This window comes from Micromonospora sp. GCM10011542 (genome assembly GCF_042650685.1).
Lineage (GTDB): Bacteria > Actinomycetota > Actinomycetes > Mycobacteriales > Micromonosporaceae > Micromonospora.
Genome location: NZ_JBHSBO010000014.1, coordinates 29,936 through 46,310, shown reverse-complemented (window position 1 = coordinate 46,310; position 16,375 = coordinate 29,936). Strand labels below are relative to the sequence as shown.

At 72.5% G+C, this 16,375-nt stretch carries 16 protein-coding genes; 5 read left to right on the top strand and 11 right to left on the bottom strand.

Features of this window, described 5'->3' with window-relative positions; translation table 11 throughout:
- Positions 1 to 2 precede the first annotated feature (2 nt).
- From ACFOW4_RS04060 to wrbA, 4 genes are all read right to left on the bottom strand, one after another.
- Positions 3 to 806 (bottom strand): MlaE family ABC transporter permease, encoded by an 804-nt coding sequence (locus tag ACFOW4_RS04060; RefSeq protein ID WP_377524517.1) that lies wholly within the window; start codon positions 804 to 806, stop codon positions 3 to 5.
- A 1-nt stretch (position 807) separates the two neighbouring features.
- On the bottom strand, positions 808 to 1,578 hold the full coding sequence (locus ACFOW4_RS04055) for an MlaE family ABC transporter permease (protein WP_377524515.1): 771 nt from the start codon (positions 1,576 to 1,578) through the stop codon (positions 808 to 810).
- Positions 1,575 to 2,549 (bottom strand): ABC transporter ATP-binding protein, encoded by a 975-nt coding sequence (locus ACFOW4_RS04050; RefSeq protein WP_377524514.1) that lies wholly within the window; start codon positions 2,547 to 2,549, stop codon positions 1,575 to 1,577. Before ACFOW4_RS04050 ends, ACFOW4_RS04055 begins: the two co-directional genes overlap by 4 nt.
- A 235-nt stretch (positions 2,550 to 2,784) precedes the next feature.
- Positions 2,785 to 3,384 (bottom strand): NAD(P)H:quinone oxidoreductase type IV, encoded by a 600-nt coding sequence (gene wrbA / locus ACFOW4_RS04045; RefSeq protein WP_377524511.1) that lies wholly within the window; start codon positions 3,382 to 3,384, stop codon positions 2,785 to 2,787.
- A 197-nt stretch (positions 3,385 to 3,581) separates the two neighbouring features.
- Between wrbA and shbA the strand changes: the two genes are divergently transcribed.
- Both shbA and ACFOW4_RS04035 read left to right on the top strand, forming a co-directional pair.
- Positions 3,582 to 4,160 carry an RNA polymerase sigma factor ShbA gene (gene shbA, locus ACFOW4_RS04040; RefSeq protein WP_377524509.1) on the top strand — a complete coding sequence of 193 codons (579 nt, stop codon included), beginning with the start codon at positions 3,582 to 3,584 and terminating at the stop codon, positions 4,158 to 4,160.
- A complete protein-coding gene (locus ACFOW4_RS04035) occupies positions 4,157 to 5,062 on the top strand; it encodes a hypothetical protein (RefSeq protein WP_377524506.1) in 906 nt (301 codons plus the stop codon). Before shbA ends, ACFOW4_RS04035 begins: the two co-directional genes overlap by 4 nt.
- Positions 5,063 to 5,197: 135 nt before the next feature.
- Here the strand turns inward: ACFOW4_RS04035 and ACFOW4_RS04030 are convergent, their stop codons facing one another.
- Together ACFOW4_RS04030 and ACFOW4_RS04025 are read right to left on the bottom strand one after the other, a co-directional pair.
- Entirely contained in the window at positions 5,198 to 5,947 is a 750-nt protein-coding gene (locus ACFOW4_RS04030; protein WP_377524504.1) for an ABC transporter permease, read from the bottom strand.
- A gap of 107 nt (positions 5,948 to 6,054) precedes the next feature.
- Positions 6,055 to 8,202, bottom strand: coding sequence for a glycogen debranching N-terminal domain-containing protein (locus ACFOW4_RS04025; RefSeq protein ID WP_377524501.1), 2,148 nt, complete (start codon positions 8,200 to 8,202; stop codon positions 6,055 to 6,057).
- 227 nt (positions 8,203 to 8,429) lie between these two features.
- On the opposite strand from ACFOW4_RS04025, the gene ACFOW4_RS04020 reads away from it, so the two are divergent.
- Positions 8,430 to 9,890: an SDR family NAD(P)-dependent oxidoreductase gene (locus ACFOW4_RS04020; protein ID WP_377524499.1), complete on the top strand. Its 1,461-nt coding sequence runs from the start codon at positions 8,430 to 8,432 to the stop codon at positions 9,888 to 9,890.
- A 135-nt stretch (positions 9,891 to 10,025) separates the two neighbouring features.
- Positions 10,026 to 10,676, top strand: a complete 651-nt coding sequence (locus ACFOW4_RS04015) for an HD domain-containing protein (RefSeq protein WP_377524497.1) — start codon at positions 10,026 to 10,028, stop codon at positions 10,674 to 10,676.
- 66 nt (positions 10,677 to 10,742) lie between these two features.
- On the opposite strand, the gene ACFOW4_RS04010 is transcribed toward ACFOW4_RS04015, so the two are convergent.
- The 5 genes from ACFOW4_RS04010 to ACFOW4_RS03990 all read right to left on the bottom strand — a co-directional run bounded on the left by ACFOW4_RS04010 (position 10,743) and on the right by ACFOW4_RS03990 (position 15,643).
- A complete protein-coding gene (locus ACFOW4_RS04010; RefSeq protein ID WP_377524496.1) occupies positions 10,743 to 11,339 on the bottom strand; it encodes a hypothetical protein in 597 nt (198 codons plus the stop codon).
- Between the two features lie 125 nt (positions 11,340 to 11,464).
- Complete coding sequence (locus tag ACFOW4_RS04005; RefSeq protein ID WP_377524494.1) at positions 11,465 to 12,655, bottom strand: D-alanyl-D-alanine carboxypeptidase family protein; 1,191 nt, start codon at positions 12,653 to 12,655, stop codon at positions 11,465 to 11,467.
- A gap of 225 nt (positions 12,656 to 12,880) precedes the next feature.
- Positions 12,881 to 13,789: a hypothetical protein gene (locus ACFOW4_RS04000; RefSeq protein ID WP_377524493.1), complete on the bottom strand. Its 909-nt coding sequence runs from the start codon at positions 13,787 to 13,789 to the stop codon at positions 12,881 to 12,883.
- A 76-nt stretch (positions 13,790 to 13,865) separates the two neighbouring features.
- Positions 13,866 to 14,528 (bottom strand): response regulator, encoded by a 663-nt coding sequence (locus tag ACFOW4_RS03995; protein ID WP_377524491.1) that lies wholly within the window; start codon positions 14,526 to 14,528, stop codon positions 13,866 to 13,868.
- Positions 14,525 to 15,643 carry a sensor histidine kinase gene (locus ACFOW4_RS03990; protein ID WP_377524488.1) on the bottom strand — a complete coding sequence of 373 codons (1,119 nt, stop codon included), beginning with the start codon at positions 15,641 to 15,643 and terminating at the stop codon, positions 14,525 to 14,527. Before ACFOW4_RS03990 ends, ACFOW4_RS03995 begins: the two co-directional genes overlap by 4 nt.
- 215 nt (positions 15,644 to 15,858) lie before the next feature.
- Between ACFOW4_RS03990 and ACFOW4_RS03985 the strand changes: the two genes are divergently transcribed.
- A complete protein-coding gene (locus tag ACFOW4_RS03985) occupies positions 15,859 to 16,296 on the top strand; it encodes a DUF6223 family protein (RefSeq protein WP_377524487.1) in 438 nt (145 codons plus the stop codon).
- Positions 16,297 to 16,375: the final 79 nt, after the last annotated feature.

Below are 16,375 nucleotides of genomic sequence, written 5' to 3'. Positions count from 1 at the left end.
GGTCACCCCGCGATCCGGACGGTGGTGGTCGCGCCCCAGATGGCCAGCGACAGGAAGAAGTCGACGATGTTGACCGACACGATCGCGGTCCGGACGGCCCGGCCGACCGCGATGCCGACGCCGGCGGGCCCACCCGTGGCGGTGTAGCCGTAGTAGCAGTGCACCAGCACCACGATCACGCTGAAGACCAGCACCTTGGCGAAGGACCACAGCACGTCGCCGGGGGGCAGGAAGAGGTGGAAGTAGTAGTCGTAGGTGCCGGCCGACTGTCCGAAGTAGAAAACGGCGATGGTCCGGGTGGCGAGGTAGCTGGCGAGCAGCCCGACCACGTACAGCGGGATCACCGCGACGAAGCCGGCGATCATGCGGGTGGTGACCAGGAACGGCAGGGACGGCACCCCCATCACCTCCAGGGCGTCCACCTCCTCGGAGATCCGCATCGCGCCGAGCTGGGCGGTGAAGCCGCAGCCGACCGTGGCCGACAGCGCCAGCGCCGCCACCAGCGGGGAGATCTCCCGGGTGTTGAAGTACGCCGAGACGAACCCGGTGAACGCGCTGCTGCCGATCTGGTTGAGCGCCTGGTAACCCTGCAGCCCGACCTCGGTGCCGGTGAAGAAGGTCAGGAAGCAGATGACGCCGACGGTGCCGCCGAGCACGGCGAGCGCCCCGGAGCCGAAGCTCACCTCGGCCAGCAGCCGGAGCACCTCGCGCTTGTACCGCCGCATTGTCCGGGGCGCCCAGGCGAACGCGCGCAGGTAGAAGGCGAGCTGACCGCCCAGGTCGTCGAGTTGGCGCAACACGGCCATGTCAGCTTCCCTTCTGCGGTACGACCTGGAAGTACACGGCCGTGACGATGAAGTTCAGCGCGAACAGCAGCATGAAGGTGATCACCACGCTCTGGTTGACCGCGTCGCCGACTCCCTTCGGGCCGCCGCGCGCGGTCATCCCCTTGTACGAGGCGACGAGCGCGGCGGCGGCGCCGAACAGCAGCGCCTTGACCTCGCCCACCAGCAGGTCGGGCAGTTGCCCGAGGGCCTGGAAACTGGCCAGGTACGCGCCGGGCGTGCCGCCCTGCAGGACCACGTTGAACAGGTAGCCGCCGGTGACGCCGACGACGCTGACCAAGCCGTTGAGCAGGACGGCGACCAGCATCGCGGCGAGTACGCGGGGTACCACGAGACGTTGGATCGGGTCGATGCCCAGCACCTGCATCGCGTCCAGTTCCTCGCGGATCTTGCGGGAGCCGAGGTCCGCGCAGATGGCCGATCCGCCCGCGCCGGCGATGATCAGCGCGGTGACGATGGGGCCCGCCTCGCGGACCACCGCGAGCACCGACGCGGCCCCGGTGAACGACTGCGCGCCGAGCTGGCGGACCAGCGAGCCGAGCTGCAACGCGATGACCGCGCCGAAGGGGATGGAGACGAGCGCGGCCGGCAGGATCGACACCGAGCTGATGAACCACGCCTGCTGGACGAACTCGCGCACCTGCAGCGGCCGGCGACCGAGGCCGCGCAGCGTGTCCAGGCAGAACGCGAAGAACTCGCCGGTGGCGCGGACGGCGTTCACCGGGGCGCTCATCGGAATACCTCGGGCCGGTGCCGGCCACTGGTCGAGAGCCCGTCGAAGGAGCCGGGTGGCGGGGTGACGTCGTTGTCCCGGCACCACTGGCCGGGGGGCCGCTCGGCCTGGCGGGGCAGCCCGTCCGAGGGCGGCAGTTGCGGTGGGATCGGCGGCAGGGGCGCCAGCTCCACCCCGGCGTCCGCCTCGGCCTGCAACTCCTCGGCGTCCTTCTCCTCGGCCATGCCGATCGGGCCGACCCGCTGGGCGTTGAGGAACTGTCGCACCACCGGCTCGGTGCTGGACAGCAGCATCTCCCGCGGCCCGAACATGGCCAGGTGCCCGTGGTAGATCAGCCCGATGTTGTCGGGCACGGTGCGTGCCGTGTTGATGTCGTGCGTGACGATCAGGAACGTCGCCCCGGTCCGCTGGTTGAGGTCGACGATGAGCTGGTTCAGGTACGCCGTACGCACCGGGTCCAACCCGGAATCTGGCTCGTCGAACAGGACGATGCGGGGGTCGAGCACGAGCGCGCGGGCCAGCCCGGCCCGTTTGCGCATGCCACCGGAGATCTCGCCCGGCAGCTTCTTCTCCGCGCCGACGAGACCGACCATGTCGAGCTTCTCGGTGACCACGTCGCGGATCTGCGACTCGGACTTGCGGGTGTGCTCCCGCAGTGGGAAGGCCACGTTGTCGTAGATGTTCATCGAGCCGAACAGCGCGCCGTCCTGGAACAGCACGCCGAACAGCTTGCGCACCTCGTACAGCGCGCGCTCGGAGAGCCGGGGCAGGTCCTTGCCCTCGATCCAGATGGAGCCGGCGTCGGGCCGCAGCAGCCCCACGAGGGTCTTGAGGAACACCGACTTGCCGGTCCCGGACGGGCCGAGCAGGACGGAGATCTCGCCGGCCGGCAGCGTCAGACTGATGTCCGACCACACGGGCTGCCCGCCGAAGGACTTGGTCAGCCCCCGCACGTCCACCTCGACACCCATCGGCCCTCCCCTCGCCTCGTTCGAGAGATACATCGCGCGGGGACGCCAGAACGCAACACACACGTGTTCGGGTTTTGTCGGGCGCCGGGCCGCTGTCCGATGACAGAGGAGGCCGGACGGCGGGTGACAGCGACGACCACCCGTGCGGCGGGACGTTCAGCTCCGCCGCACGGGTGGTCGGTCTAGATGTTTCAGGTCCCCTCGTGGCCGTCGAATGGCGGCTCTGGGGAGGGGGTCAGCGCCTGCCGGCGTAGCGGACCACCCGCTGCGCCATATGGTCGAGAGCGGCGTACTGCACGTCGGTCAGCGGGTCGGTGTTGTTGCCGCCCGTGCCGTGCGAGACGCCGTAGGGGTTTCCGTCGGCGAACTTCAACGGGTCGGTGTATCCGGGCGGCACGATGATGCCGCCGAAGTGATAGATGCTGTTGTAGAGAGCCAGCAACGTCGCCTCCTGGCCGCCGTGGGGCGTCTGCGCGGCCGTGAAGCCCGCGTACACCTTGTCGGCCAGCAGACCCTGCACCCACTGCGGGCCAAGGGTGTCCAGGAACTGTTTGAGCTGGCTGGAGACGTTCCCGTAGCGGACCGGGGTGCCGAACAGCACGGCATCAGCCCAGACGACGTCATCCGCGGTGGCCTTCGGCTCGTCCTTGGTCCGGTCGAAGTGTTGGCTCCATGCCGCGTTGGAGGCGACGGCCTCCTCGGGAGCGAGCTCGGGGCACTGTCGAAGGCGGACCTCGGCACCGGCCTGCTGCCCCGCCTCCGCCAGGCGCTCGGCCATCGCATGGACCGTGCCGGTGGCCGAGTAGTAGATGACGGAAAGCTTGACGCTGCTCATGGCTGTTCTCCTGATCTGGCGGCCCCTGGCCGGGCGTCTCGTCCAGTCTCGGCGGAGCCTCAGCGTATGCGGCTTTCGAACTGGTTAGGGAGGCTTTGTGTAGCTGAGCCGGGCACTGCCGCCAGCTATACAAAGCCCCGGCCGGCTGGATAGCGTGCCGTTAACCAGTCGGTAATGAAGGTGCCTCGCGAACAACCATGACCACAGTGATCGAGCCGGAACTCGTCCGCCGGGCCGCCGAGGGCGACCGGGCGGCGATGGCCGCCCTGCTCACCGACGTACGGCCGCGGCTGGTCCGCTACTGCCGCGCTCGGCTGGGCCGCATCGGTGGGGCGTACACCACGGCCGACGACGTGGCACAGGAGGTCTGCCTGGCGGTGCTCAAGGCACTCCCCCGCTACCGGGAGCAGGGCAGACCGTTCACGGCGTTCGTCTTCGCCGTCGCCGCGCACAAGGTCGCCGACGCGCAGCGCGCGGCGGTGCGCGACTCCGCGGTCACCATGACCGACGCCCCGCTGGAGCACCCGGATGCCGCGCCGGGCCCGGAGCAGCAGGCCGTCGCCACGGATCTGGCCCGTCAGCTGTCGGTGCTGCTGCAGCGCCTCCCCGACGCCCAACGGGAGATCATCACGCTGCGGGTCGCGGTCGGTCTCACCGCTGAGGAGGTCGGCACGATCGTCGGTATGTCGGCCGCGGCCGTCCGCGTGGCCCAGTCCCGTGCGCTCGCCCGCCTCCGTACGCTTGCCCGCGGGGGACTGGACGAGGCGGTGGCATGAGCGAGCGTAGGCGGGACGACGAGGAACTGGACCTCGCCGTGGTGGCCCGTGACGACGCGACCCTCGACGCGCTCGGACGGGACGAGGCGGTGGCCGACGGTGACCTCCTCACGGAGATGCTGACCGCCTGGCGCGCCGAGGTCGTCGCCGACACGGCCGACGCCGACACCAGGATCTACGCCGTCGGCACAAGCGGCGGCCGCGATCACGTCGACCTGCCCGCGCCTGCCCTGCCCTCGGCGACCGGGCCCGCGCGGTCGCGGCCACCGCGGCGGCGGGCCTGGCGGCTGGCCGCAGCCGTCATCGCCGCGCTGGTGCTGGCCACGGGGCTCGGCGTCGGCAGCCGCAACGCCGGACCGACCAGCCCGCTGTGGTCACTGACCAGGGTCCTCTACCCGGAGCGGGCGGACGTGAGCAGCGTCGAGTACACCATCGCCCAGGCCCGCGACGCTGCCGCGGCCGGCCGGCTCGACGAGGCCCGGCAGTTGATCGAGCAGGCTCGGCGGGAGCTGGCCCGGGTCACCGACCCCACCGACGCCGCCCGGCTGCGCGCCGAGATCGACGCAGTCCTGCGCGACCTGGCCATCCCGGCCTGCCCCACCTGGCCCCGTTGCGGAACCGCGCCGGCGTCCCCGGCGCTCCCGCCCGCCGCCTCGACGCCCGCCGGCCCCCGCCCGAGCAGCCCTGCCCCGCGCACCACCGCCCCGGCCCGTCCGCCGGCGGCACCGGCGCCCTCGCCCAGCACCCGTCCCGAACTGCTGCCGTCGCTGCCCGGCCTTCCCCCGCCGCCGCTGCCCGGTCCCTCGGTGCTGCCGTCGCTGCCCAGTCCCTCGGTGCTGCCGTCGCTGCCCGGTCTGCCACTGCCTGGTCTGCCACTGCCCACCGGAGGTCTGCTCGACTGACCGGGGCCGCCCCGCGGGCCGACGTCACCAACCGCACGGGCACTTCCCGTCAGCGCACCCTCGACGCCGCACGGGACCGACGACCGAGGGGTGGCGCCGCACCCTCGGCGGGCCCCCGGCCGACGGGCCGGGCGGTCAGGGCGTGATGGGGGCCAACCGGCCGCGGGCCACCAGTTCGACGGTGAGGACGACCGCGATCGCCTCCACGGCCAGGAGGCCGACGAGGACGAACAGTTGCGTGATCCCGGCCGCCAGGGGTGTCGCTCCACCGAGGAGCACACCGACGAAGGCGCCCGGTAGGGTCACCAGGCCCACCGTGCGGGTCTGATCCAGCGCCGGGATCAACGCCTGGCCGGCGGCGGGGCGGCAGACCAGCAGGACCGCGTCGCGGGGCAGGAAGCCCAGCGCCAGGCCCGCCTCGACCTCGCCGCGCCGCCCGGTCAGCTCGTCCAGGGCCCGCCTACCGGCCAGCGAGGTCGCCGTCATCGCGCCGCCGATCAGAATGCCGGCGACCGGGATGATCGCGATCCCGCGCAGCGGAACCAGTCCGGCCAGCAGCAGACCCGCCACGACGGACATGCTGCCCGCCACGATCGGCACGCCCGCCCACCAACCTCGGACCCTGCCCGTGATCCGCCGGCTGGACGTGCCCGCGGCCACCGCGCACATGACGACGACGAAGCCGGCGGTGGCCCACAGCGACGCCACGATCGCCGCGATCAGCAACGACACCGCCGCCAGTTGGAGCGCGGCGCGGATGGCGGCGACGGCGATCTGCCGGCCGTGTCCGAGCTTTCCGGCGGTGACCACGGCCGCCGCCGCAGCGGTCAGCACGACCAGGGCCACCGCCAGCTTCGGACCGACCACCAGCATCGTCGTCGACATCCGGTCAGTCTGCCGCAGCGATCACGCCACGCTCGCCCGGCCGCGGCCGTACCCGCCGACCACCGTCACCCTGAAGAACCGCCCGGCCGTGCCGACCGCCGGGCCGGTCAGCGGCGGTGGCGGGTGGCCAACGAGCGCAGCGTCGGCCGGCGGACCACCGCCAGCCGGTCCCCGCGCACGGTGATCGACGTTCGCCCGCCACGCCGGCGCCGCACGGTCAGGTCGACGGTGGCGCCACCCACCTGTACGCCCTCCAGCCGCAGGTCCGGCAGCCACTCGGGCAGGTGCGGGTCCACGAAGATCGTCCGAAGCGGCGCTGCCGGGCGCAGCGCCAGCAGCGCCTGCACCAGCGCGATCACCGAGCTGGCCGACCATGCCTGCGGGGAACAGGAGTTCGGGTACACCCCCGGGTGCGGGTGCGCGGCGTCCCGGGGCAGACCGCTCAGCACCTCGGGCAGCCGATGCTCCTCGAACAACGCCGCCGCGGCGAACATCCCCTCGGCGAGCCGGTGCAGATGGTCCCAGCAGCCGTACCGGGCCAGGCCGAGGCCAATGGTGCCCGCCTCGACCGGCCAGACGCTGCCACGGTGGTAGCTGAACGGGTTGTACGCCGGATGGTCGCTCGACAGCGTGCGGACGCCCCAGCCGCTGAACATGTCCGGCGCGAGCAGCCGGTCGGCGACCATCGGGGCGACCCGCGCCGGCACGATGCCGGTGGCGAGCAGGTGCCCGTCGTTCGAGTTGACCGAGCCGACCGGCCGTTTGTCCGGTCCGAGCGCCATCGCGTAGCAGCCCCGGTCGGGCAGCCAGTACGTCCGGTGGAAGCGCCGCCGCAGCCGGTGCGCGCCGGCCAGCAGCGCGGCCCCCCGGGCCGGGTGACCGGTGGCGGTGAAGACCACTGCGGCGTGCCGCAGGGCCGCGTACCAGTAGGCCTGCAGCTCGCTGGACGCGATCGGGTTGGGCACCACCTGCCCGTGCTCGTCCACGATCGCGGTGTCCGAGTCCTTCCATCCCTGGTTCTTCAGCCCCGCGCGGGAGCGGCAGTGGTACTCGAGGAAGCCGTCCCCGTCGAGGTCGCCGTACCGCTCGATCCAGCCCAGGGCGCGCCGCGCGGTCGGCAGCAGCTCCCGCACCGTGTCCAGGTCGCCGGTCCAGACCAGGTACTGGCCGAGGAAGACCAGGAAGTCCGGCGCGGTCGACCAGTCGCCGTAGTAGCCGGTGAAGGGGTCGAGCCCGAGCACCGACACCGGTCCCCGCCGTGCCTCGTGCAGCGGCTTGCCCGGCTCCTCGTCACGCCACGGGTCGATCCGTCTGCCCAGGTGCTCGGCGTTGAGCCGCAGGCTGTCGCGCAGCATGGTGGGCCCGGCCAGCAGCGCCTGCCAGGAGGCGGTCATCGTGTCGCGCCCGAAGATCTCCTGGTAGATGGGGAGACCGGCGATCGGCGCGCTCGGGCCGGCCGGCTCGCCGAGCGGCAGCACCGCGAGGTCCTCCACCGCACACCGCCACGCGGCGGTGACGTCGAAGTTGCTGCTGCTCAACCGGGTCAGCTCGGTGCTCAGCCGGGCGCGGGCCCCCGCCGCGGTGTCGCCCGGCTCGGCGAAGGTCGCCGGCGGAGCGGCCAGCCGCGCGCCGTCGAAGACCGGCTCCACGAGCATGTCCGCCCGGACGCTGCCGCGCGGCGGCACCTCGACCTCGACGGTGAAGGCACCGTCCGCGTACCGGACCGGGGCGTCGGACCGGACCCGGACCGCCACCGCGCGGTCGAGACCGTCGCGTACGTAGGTCAGTCGCAGTTCCCCGGCCGTGGGATCCCAGCTCGTGTCCACGCCGCCGTGCTGCACCCGGTGGCCCGCCTCGGCCTCACCGGTGTCCGCGAAGTCGGCGCCGAGCCGGATCCGCACCGCCATCCGCAGCGGCTGCGCGGCGTAGCTGACCACGGTGAGCCGGGTGCGCAGCCCCTCGCCCACGAACCGCTCGGTCAGCAGGTACGCCGCCCGGGACGGTAGCCGCTCGCCGTCGCCCAGCTCGGCGTACGACAGCTGGGCGTGTCCCTGCACGTTCGCCGTGCTGAACGGCACCGGCTCACGCCCGTCGACGGTGATCCGCTCGGTGCTGAGCACCCGGGTGTTCCAGGCGAAGAAGCCCTGCGGGTCGGTGCCGGTGATCCGGCCCCGCACATCGGTGACCAGCGTGCTCCATCCGCTCGCGACATAGAGCAGGTCCGGCCGTACCCGCAGGTTACGGACCCTGGTCATCGCGCACGCGGCCGTTGCCCGCTCACCCCGCGCCGGTACCCCTTCGCGCCGCCGGTACACCCCGGCCGCCAGCGAGCAGCGCCGAGGTGGGTGTGACGTTGGCGTCGCCGAGGGCCGCGACCGCTTCGCGGGGTGCGTCAGAGGCGGTGGGGTGCGTACAGTTCCGGGTCGGACTTGGGGAGGGTCGGGTAGCTCCGGCCCAGGGAACGGGACGAGACATCGACGGCATGACGGCGGACAACATTACCGAAACCGGTCAGAACGGCATCGACCGCAGCCAGCTCGAGACCTGTCTCAGCGTCTTCGCGGCCTTGGAGGACCTGCCTCCCGACCATCCCGACGTGGTGCGGGTGCAGCGCGCCACCGCGAAGCTCTACAAGGTGATCAAGCAGCGGCGACGCGAGGAGCGGCGGGACGCCATCGCGGCGGCCGACCGGGCCGTGACGGCGGCCACCGCCACGGGCGCCCCGGGCCGGATCGACGACGAGACCCAGGGCATCCCGCTGGCCTCTCCCACCGCCGGTACCACGGCCGGTTTCCTGCACAACCCGCGCGGCTGCTACGTCTGCAAGCAGCGCTACCGCGAGGTGGACGCCTTCTACCACCAGCTCTGCCCGTCCTGCGCCGCGCTCAACCGCCAGCGCCGCGACGCCCGTACCGACCTGACCGGTCGGCGCGCGCTGCTCACCGGCGGCCGGGCGAAGATCGGCATGTACATCGCGCTGCGGCTGCTGCGCGACGGCGCGCACACCACGGTGACCACGCGGTTCCCGCACGACGCGGTCCGCCGGTTCGCCGCGATGCCGGACAGCGGGGACTGGCTGCACCGTCTGCGGATCGTCGGGATCGACCTGCGCGACCCGGCCCAGGTGATCGCCCTGGCGGACTCGGTCGCCGCCCAGGGGCCGCTCGACATCCTGATCAACAACGCGGCGCAGACCGTCCGCCGCACCCCCGGGGCGTACTCCCAGCTCGTCGCCGCGGAGGCGGCGCCCCTGCCGGACGGCCCGCTGCCGGAGATGATCACCTTTGCGAAGCCGGACGGCTGGGGCGACCCGGCGGCGATCCTGACGGCCTCGGCGCAGTCGGCCGCGATCACCCCGCGCGCGCTCACCGCGCTGGCGTTGACCAGCGGCTCCGCCTCGCCGGAACGGATCGCGGCGGCCACCGCCATCGACGCCGGCGGTCTGGTACCGGACCTCGACCCGGTGAACAGCTGGGTCCAGCGGGTGCACGAGGTGGACCCGCTGGAGCTGCTCGAAGTGCAGCTGTGCAACGTGACCGCGCCGTTCGTGCTGGTCAGTCGGCTGCGACCGGCCATGGCGGCGGCGACCGCCCGGCGCAAGTACGTGGTGAACGTGTCGGCGATGGAGGGCCAGTTCGGTCGCGGCTACAAGGGCCCGGGGCACCCGCACACCAACATGGCCAAGGCCGCGCTGAACATGCTGACCCGGACCAGCGCCCAGGAGATGCTGACCGACGGCATCCTGATGACCAGCGTGGACACCGGCTGGATCACCGACGAGCGGCCCCACCCGACGAAGATGCGGCTGGCCGACGACGGCTTCCACGCCCCGCTGGACCTGGTCGACGGCGCGGCCCGGGTGTACGACCCGATCGTCCGCGGCGAACAGGGCGAGGACCTGTACGGCTGCTTCCTGAAGGACTACGCCCCCTGCGCCTGGTGATCGCGGTCGGGCCATGACCGGATCTGTGGGGTGCTGGTCCGTACAACCATGGCCGGGCCGCGCGGCTGCCGCGCATGCTGGACACGCCGCCGGCGCCAGCCGGCGGCACAGCGGCACAGAGAGCGGGTGATTGGCATGACCTGGCACGAGCACGGCGAGGTGGCCGGAGTGCGGGTTCCGGACACCAAGCTCGCCCGGGCGGCGACCGAACTGGTCCGCGACAGCGCGAGCGATCTGATCTTCCATCACTCGCGACGGGTGTACTTCTTCGGCGCACTGCAGGGCCGCAACCGCGACCTCAGCTTCGACCCGGAGCTGCTGTACGTGGGTGCGATGTTCCACGACCTCGGGCTCGACGAGCGGTTCCGCGACAGCGGTCGCCGCTTCGAGGTGGACAGCGCGGACGAGGCGCGGCGCTTCCTGCGGACGTACGGGGTGCCGGAGGACAGCGTGCGGCGGGTCTGGACGGCGATCGCCCTGCACACCACACCGAACATCCCCGAGTTCATGGAGCCGGAGGTCGCGCTGGTGACCGCCGGCGTGGAGTACGACGTCCTGGGTCTCGGTTATCACGACCTCGCCGACGAGCAGCGGACGGCCGTCACCGCGCTGCACCCGCGTCCGGACTTCAAGCGGCGCATCCTCGACGCGTTCGCGGAGGGGATCCTCCCCCGGCCGGAGACCACGTTCGGCAACGTCAAGGCCGACGTGTTGCAGCACGTCGATCCCGGGTTCCAGCGCGGTGACTTCGTCCGTACCATCCTCGACTCGCCGTGGCCGGAGTGACCGGTTCCCGGATGCCCTGACCCGCGGTGGTGCCCCTCGCCTTCAACGAGGTGAGGGGACCGCCTTCTACGACAGCATCGCCTTCGACGAACTCTGGCGGAGCGTCCAGCCCTGAGCGGTCCCGGCCGGCCAGAGCGCGGCGAGCATGAGCAGTCCGGCGAGCGGCATGAGGTCGAGGGTGGCCACCGGCAGCACGATGCCCGTGATCATCAGGACCGGGCTCCACCACGGGGAGCGACGCGCCACCGCGAGCATGACGGTCAGGGTGAGCAGCCCCAGGAAGAACAGTTGCGGTCCGACGTCGTAGAAGGCCAGGCTCACGCCGGGGATGTCGTGGAACTGCTGGGACAGGGACCGCATCTCCGCCTTGTCCGCGGCCAGGAGTCCCTCCACGATGTCGGCGCCGAACTGCACCATCGTGCAGAGCAGGCCGACCAGGGCGACGCCGACGGTGCCGGTACGCCACGGCGTGCGAGGCAGCAGCCGGGCCAGCGCGAGGACGAGCGGGACGAACAGGACCATCCCCGCGAGGCCGGCGAGGTGCGCGAGCTGCCAGTCCAGGCCGGGCCCGTAGGCACCGTCGGCTCTGCCGGCGAGACGCAGGATGCCGTACGCGCTCACGAGCAGCGGGGCGGCGAGCAGGACGACTCGGTTCGATCTCATGATCTGATCCTCGTCGCCAGCGAGCCGGCGGCCCTCCGGCGGAAACCCGGTAACCGGCCCTGACTTTCACCGACGCCGGAGCGCAGCCACACCTAGGGGACACGTCTCGGGGTCGGGTCGCTGGCCTATCGTCGCCGCGCGCCCCTGCGCCAGCGAGGAGTCAGGAGCAGGACGGCCAGCAGGAGGGCGGCGCCGAGGCCGAGCGCGACGGGCAGCGCCCATGGCGACGCCGGCCGGGCCGGTTCGGGGCGTTCCCCCTTGACGGGTACCACCCGACGGTCGTACTTCTTCTCCTCCGGTGCGACCAGCTCACCGACCGACGCGCCGGGCGCGAGGGCGAAGCCCCAGTTGAGGAGAGCCGCCGCCTCGCCCAGACTGCCCAGCGGCGCCGTCTCCGCGCCGAGCAGGGTCACCGCGAGCCGTCGGCCGCCGCGTTCGGCCACACCGACGTACGTCTGCCGGGCGAGGTCGGTGAAGCCCGTCTTTCCGCCCAGCGTCCCGGGGTACCGGCCGAGCAGTGTGGTGTCGTGGGTGATCGCCAGGCCGGGCGTTCCCGGCTGCGCCGGTATCTGCGCCACCGTGGTCGCGACGTACCGCCGGAAGTCCTCACGGGCAAAGGCGGCCCGCGCGATCAGGGCCAGGTCGTACGCGCTGGTGTACTGCCCGGGACCGTCCAGTCCCGACGGTGTGGCCGCGTGGGTCTGGTACGCGCGCAGCCGGCGCGCCTCGTCGTTCATCGCCTGCACGCCGCCCTGCCGACCCGCCGCGCCCCCGCCGACGCGAGCCAACACGTTGGCCGCGTCGTTGCCCGATCGGAGCAGCAGCCCCAGCCACAGGCTCTCGACGGAGTACCGGCCGCCGACGGTCACCCCCATCAGTGAGCTGGCCGGGTCGAGGTCGCGCAGATCCGCCCGGGCCACCTCGACCATCTGAGCCGGATCGAGACGGGGCATCAGGGCCGCCGCCAGGAGCAGCTTCTGCACGCTGGCCGGCGTCCGGTGCACGTGCGGGCCGCAGCCACCCAGCACCTCGCCGCTGTTGAGATCCGCCACGAGCCACGAGGTGGCGGTGACCGCCGGCGCCGTCGGCGCACCGGCGGGAACGGCCAGCCCTGGGGTCGCCAACGCGGACCCGCCGACCGCCCCCTGTGCGGGGTCGACCGGTGGTGGAGACGGGAGGGCCGGCGGCGACACCGGTGGCTGCACGGCCGGGCAGCGCACGAATGGCGCGGCGGCCGCTTTCGTCGGTGGCACGACGCCGACCGCCGCCGTCGCGATGACGCTGAGCGTGACGGCCGTAACCCTTGAGGTGGTCACGTCAGCAAACGTTAATCGGCGGACGGGCGGGCGCGGACCGATTGCGGAAAGCGCCGGACGGAATGGAACAGGCGGCACCAATTAGCCGGGCCGGCGGCCTCACGAACGGACGAAACAGACGCACCAAGCAATGTCGCCCGTTACTGCCGGGATGTCGGCACCGCTGGACAAAGGGATCCAGCGGGTGGGTGAATTGGTTCTGCCGGGGCGATCAGTCGGTCGGGGTCAACGTGCGGCGCCGCTCGGTCGACCGCGGCCGGTCCCGGAGGGCCGGTGACCGATGCGGGGAGCCCGGATCACCGGGGAGGTGGCGGCCCCGGGGCGGAAATCGCGCGCCGCGCTGGCCACCATCTCGTCGGGATCGCGCGTGAGGGCCTGCCGGATGTGCGGCGGGACGACCTCCGATGTCGCCATCGCCAGCCGGACCTGCACCGAACGGTCCTCGATCAGGCGTTCCAGATCCGCCTCGGCCAGCTCGACCGCGCGGACCAGCGCGACACGGACGTCGACCACGGGGTCCTGTGCAAGCGCGCTGCGCTGTTCGGCGGTGGTCCGCGGGTTGCGGGCCAGCCCCTTGCGTACGCGTGCGGTGCGATCGGCCAGCAGGGCGGCGATCACGTCGGGGTCGTGGGTGTGGGCGGCGAGTCGTTCCCGTACCTCGGGTGAGACGTCGTTGATCAGCCCGGCGGCCAGATCCGGCTCCAGCTCCCGCGACTCCGCGAGCAGACCGCGAAGTTCCTTGTCGGATGCCGCCGCCATCAGCCGGCGAACCGACTCGTCGCAGGCCGGGTTGCCGGCCACCGCCCAGCGGACCCACCGGTCGGCGTCCTTGACGAGACGCAGCAGGTTACCGACCGAGGTCGAGGGGTTTCTCGCCACGGCCTCCCGAACCTGACGGTCATGGTCCCGGGTCAGCGGCCGCAGTGCCTGCGCCGGTGCGTCGGTCCGGGCCGCGACCGCCTTACGGACCACGGCCGACGGGTCGGAAGCGAGGTCGATGAGGGTCATCTGTGGCGTTGCGGGGTCCTGCGCGAGGGCGAGCCGCTCGTCCGCGCTGCCGTCGGGCGCACGGTGCTCGGTGGTGCCTGACCCGCTGTGACGGTCGGGCCCGCCGACGTCCTGCTGCTTCCCCATGGGCGCAATCATGTCACGGGCTTCCCGCGGCAGCGCGAGCCTGACCAGCGCGTCGACGACGGTCGAAGCGTCCACCTCAGCCGCTGCGCGGGGACACCAGGCCGGATTCGTAGGCGAGGACCACGAGTTGGGCGCGGTCGCGGGCGTGGAGTTTCGCCATGGCCCGGTTGATGTGGGTCTTGGCGGTCAATGGGCTGATCACCATGCGTTGGGCGATCTGGTCGTTGGACAGGCCACGCGCGAGGAGAGCGACGGTCTCGCGTTCGCGGTTGGTCAGCCCGTTCAGCCTCGTGGCCGTGCCCGTGTGCAGCGGTTCGGTCACGTACCGGTCGATGAGCTTGCGGGTGATCGATGGTGCGAGCAGGGCGTCGCCGCGCGCGGCGACGCGGATGGCGTGCAGAAAGTCTTCCGGCTCGATGTCCTTGACGAGGAATCCGGCGGCGCCGGCGCGCAGCGCGTGGAAGACGTGTTCGTCGAGGCCGTAATTGGTCAGGATGACGACGTGCACCCGGGCCAGGGCGGGGTCCGCGGCGATGCGCCGGGTCGCCTCGATGCCGTCCATGACCGGCATCTGGATGTCGATGAGCGCGATGTCGGGCAGATGTCGCCGGGCGAGAGCCAAGCCCTCCTCCCCGTCGGCGGCCTCGGCCACCACCTCGATGTCGTCTTCGACGTCGAGGAGCGCGCGGAAGCCGCTGCGCAGCAGCGGCTGGTCGTCGACCAGCAGGACGCGGATCACGACGTCCGACCCACGGGGAGTTCAGCCTGGATGGTGAACCCGCCCTCACCGCGCGGTTCCGCGCGCAGACGACCGCCGAGGGAGGTGACCCGTTCGCGCATCCCGAGCAGCCCGACGCCGGGCACCGGGGTGGTGTCCGCCATGGCCTTGCCGTCGTCATCGACGCGGATCGCGAGGGTGCCCGGGCGGTAGTCGATCCGGACCGACGCCGTGGCGGCGGCGGCGTGACGGGCGATGTTGGTCAGGGCCTCCTGAACGATCCGGTAGGCGGTGCGATCCACCGCGACGGGCACGTCGTGTCGTTGTCCCTCGATCGTCAACGTGGCGTCCAGGCCGGTCATGCGGGCTCGCTCCACCAGTGCCGGGAGCTGGTCGAGCCCGTGCGGCGGGGTGTTGCCGTCGTCGCGCAGCGCCTCCAGGGTCGCTCGCAGCTCCCGGGTCGCCTCACGACCGGCCTCCCGGATCGCCAGCAGGGCCTCCGGCACCTGTTCACCACGCTTCTGGGCCAGGTGGACGGCCACCTCGGCCTGCACCTTGATGATCGAGATCTGGTGGGTCAGGGAATCGTGCAGCTCCCGCGCGATGTGCAGCCGCTCCTCGTCGGCCCGGCGCCGCGCGGTCTCCTCCCTGGTGCGCTCGGCTTCGTCCGCCCGCCGCTCGGCCTGGCGCAGCGCTTCACCCGCGGCACCGGCGGCGACCAGCCAGGCCAGTTCGAGGGCGTTCCGGGCCCGCGCGAACGCCTCGCCCACGGGCAGGTCCCCCGGGAGAGCAAGGGCCGCGAGCGGGAGGGCGGCAAGCATCAGCACCGCCGCCACGACGGTGACGACGCGGTGGCCCGCCCGCACGGCGGCGTACACCGCGAACAGGAACGCGACGGCGGGCACGTCGAAACCGACCGCCTGGTAGCCCACCGCGCACACTCCGGTGGCGGCCAGGACGGCGACCGGAGCCCGACGGCGCGCGGCCAGAGCCAGGCCGCCGGCCACCAGCAGCGCGAAGCCGAGCGGGTCGACGGCCGTGGCGGGGCGGTCCCCGGACAGCCCGGCGACCAGCAGCACCGCCGCCACGCAGACGGCGATCACCCAATCCCGGAAACCGGCCCGCCCTGTGCTCATGGGCGCACCCTAGCCGGATGGCGCGACGGGCGAATCCTGCTCGCGGACGAGCAGCCGCCTACCGCGCACGCAGTACCCACGCGATGTCTGCGGCGTCTGCTGGAGCCGGCTGCGCCATCGGCGGCAGCGCGAAGTGCATCCGTCTGCTGGACGACCGGCGATGCGCGCGACGACATGATCAGGCGACATCCAAACCGGGAGAAGAGGAGAGGGACATGAGGTCTTCAGGAACGCCGGTCCGACTGGTGCTTGCCGCCGCCGTACCCGCCCTGCTCGGGGTCATCGGACTCGCCGCACCGGCGGCCGCGCACGTCTCGGCCCAGCCGGTCGCCGCCAGTGTCTACACCATGAGCGCCGGGCGACTCGGGGCGAGCGTGGCCGCGGTGCTGGGGCTGGCCGGCGTGATCATCGGTGGGCTGGCTCTGGCGCGCCCCACCAGTCGTGTCGGCACCGGCAACGGGCGACTCGGGGCCACCGTGGCCCTGGCGGCCGGGCTGATCGGCATGGCCCTCGGCGGACTGGTGGTGGCCACCTCCGACAGCGGCATCGGCACCGGCAACGGGCGGGGCGGGGCCTACGTTGCCCTGGTGGTGGGTTTGATCGCCACGGCCCTCGCCGGGCTGGCTCTGACCCGTTCCCGCCGCACCGGCTGATCGACCGAAGGCGCCGAGCCGCCGAGGCCGTCCTGGCCGTCGGCGCTCGGCTGGCCGGTCGGTGGACCGGCGGGTAATG

Coding starts and splice junctions, on each gene's coding strand:
- ACFOW4_RS04060 (WP_377524517.1), bottom strand. CDS start 806: ATGGCCGTGTTGCGCCAACTCGACGACCTGGGCGGTCAGCTCGCCTTC.
- ACFOW4_RS04055 (WP_377524515.1), bottom strand. CDS start 1,578: ATGAGCGCCCCGGTGAACGCCGTCCGCGCCACCGGCGAGTTCTTCGCG.
- ACFOW4_RS04050 (WP_377524514.1), bottom strand. CDS start 2,549: ATGGGTGTCGAGGTGGACGTGCGGGGGCTGACCAAGTCCTTCGGCGGG.
- wrbA (WP_377524511.1), bottom strand. CDS start 3,384: ATGAGCAGCGTCAAGCTTTCCGTCATCTACTACTCGGCCACCGGCACG.
- shbA (WP_377524509.1), top strand. CDS start 3,582: ATGACCACAGTGATCGAGCCGGAACTCGTCCGCCGGGCCGCCGAGGGC.
- ACFOW4_RS04035 (WP_377524506.1), top strand. CDS start 4,157: ATGAGCGAGCGTAGGCGGGACGACGAGGAACTGGACCTCGCCGTGGTG.
- ACFOW4_RS04030 (WP_377524504.1), bottom strand. CDS start 5,947: ATGTCGACGACGATGCTGGTGGTCGGTCCGAAGCTGGCGGTGGCCCTG.
- ACFOW4_RS04025 (WP_377524501.1), bottom strand. CDS start 8,202: ATGACCAGGGTCCGTAACCTGCGGGTACGGCCGGACCTGCTCTATGTC.
- ACFOW4_RS04020 (WP_377524499.1), top strand. CDS start 8,430: ATGACGGCGGACAACATTACCGAAACCGGTCAGAACGGCATCGACCGC.
- ACFOW4_RS04015 (WP_377524497.1), top strand. CDS start 10,026: ATGACCTGGCACGAGCACGGCGAGGTGGCCGGAGTGCGGGTTCCGGAC.
- ACFOW4_RS04010 (WP_377524496.1), bottom strand. CDS start 11,339: ATGAGATCGAACCGAGTCGTCCTGCTCGCCGCCCCGCTGCTCGTGAGC.
- ACFOW4_RS04000 (WP_377524493.1), bottom strand. CDS start 13,789: ATGGGGAAGCAGCAGGACGTCGGCGGGCCCGACCGTCACAGCGGGTCA.
- ACFOW4_RS03990 (WP_377524488.1), bottom strand. CDS start 15,643: ATGAGCACAGGGCGGGCCGGTTTCCGGGATTGGGTGATCGCCGTCTGC.
- ACFOW4_RS03985 (WP_377524487.1), top strand. CDS start 15,859: ATGAGGTCTTCAGGAACGCCGGTCCGACTGGTGCTTGCCGCCGCCGTA.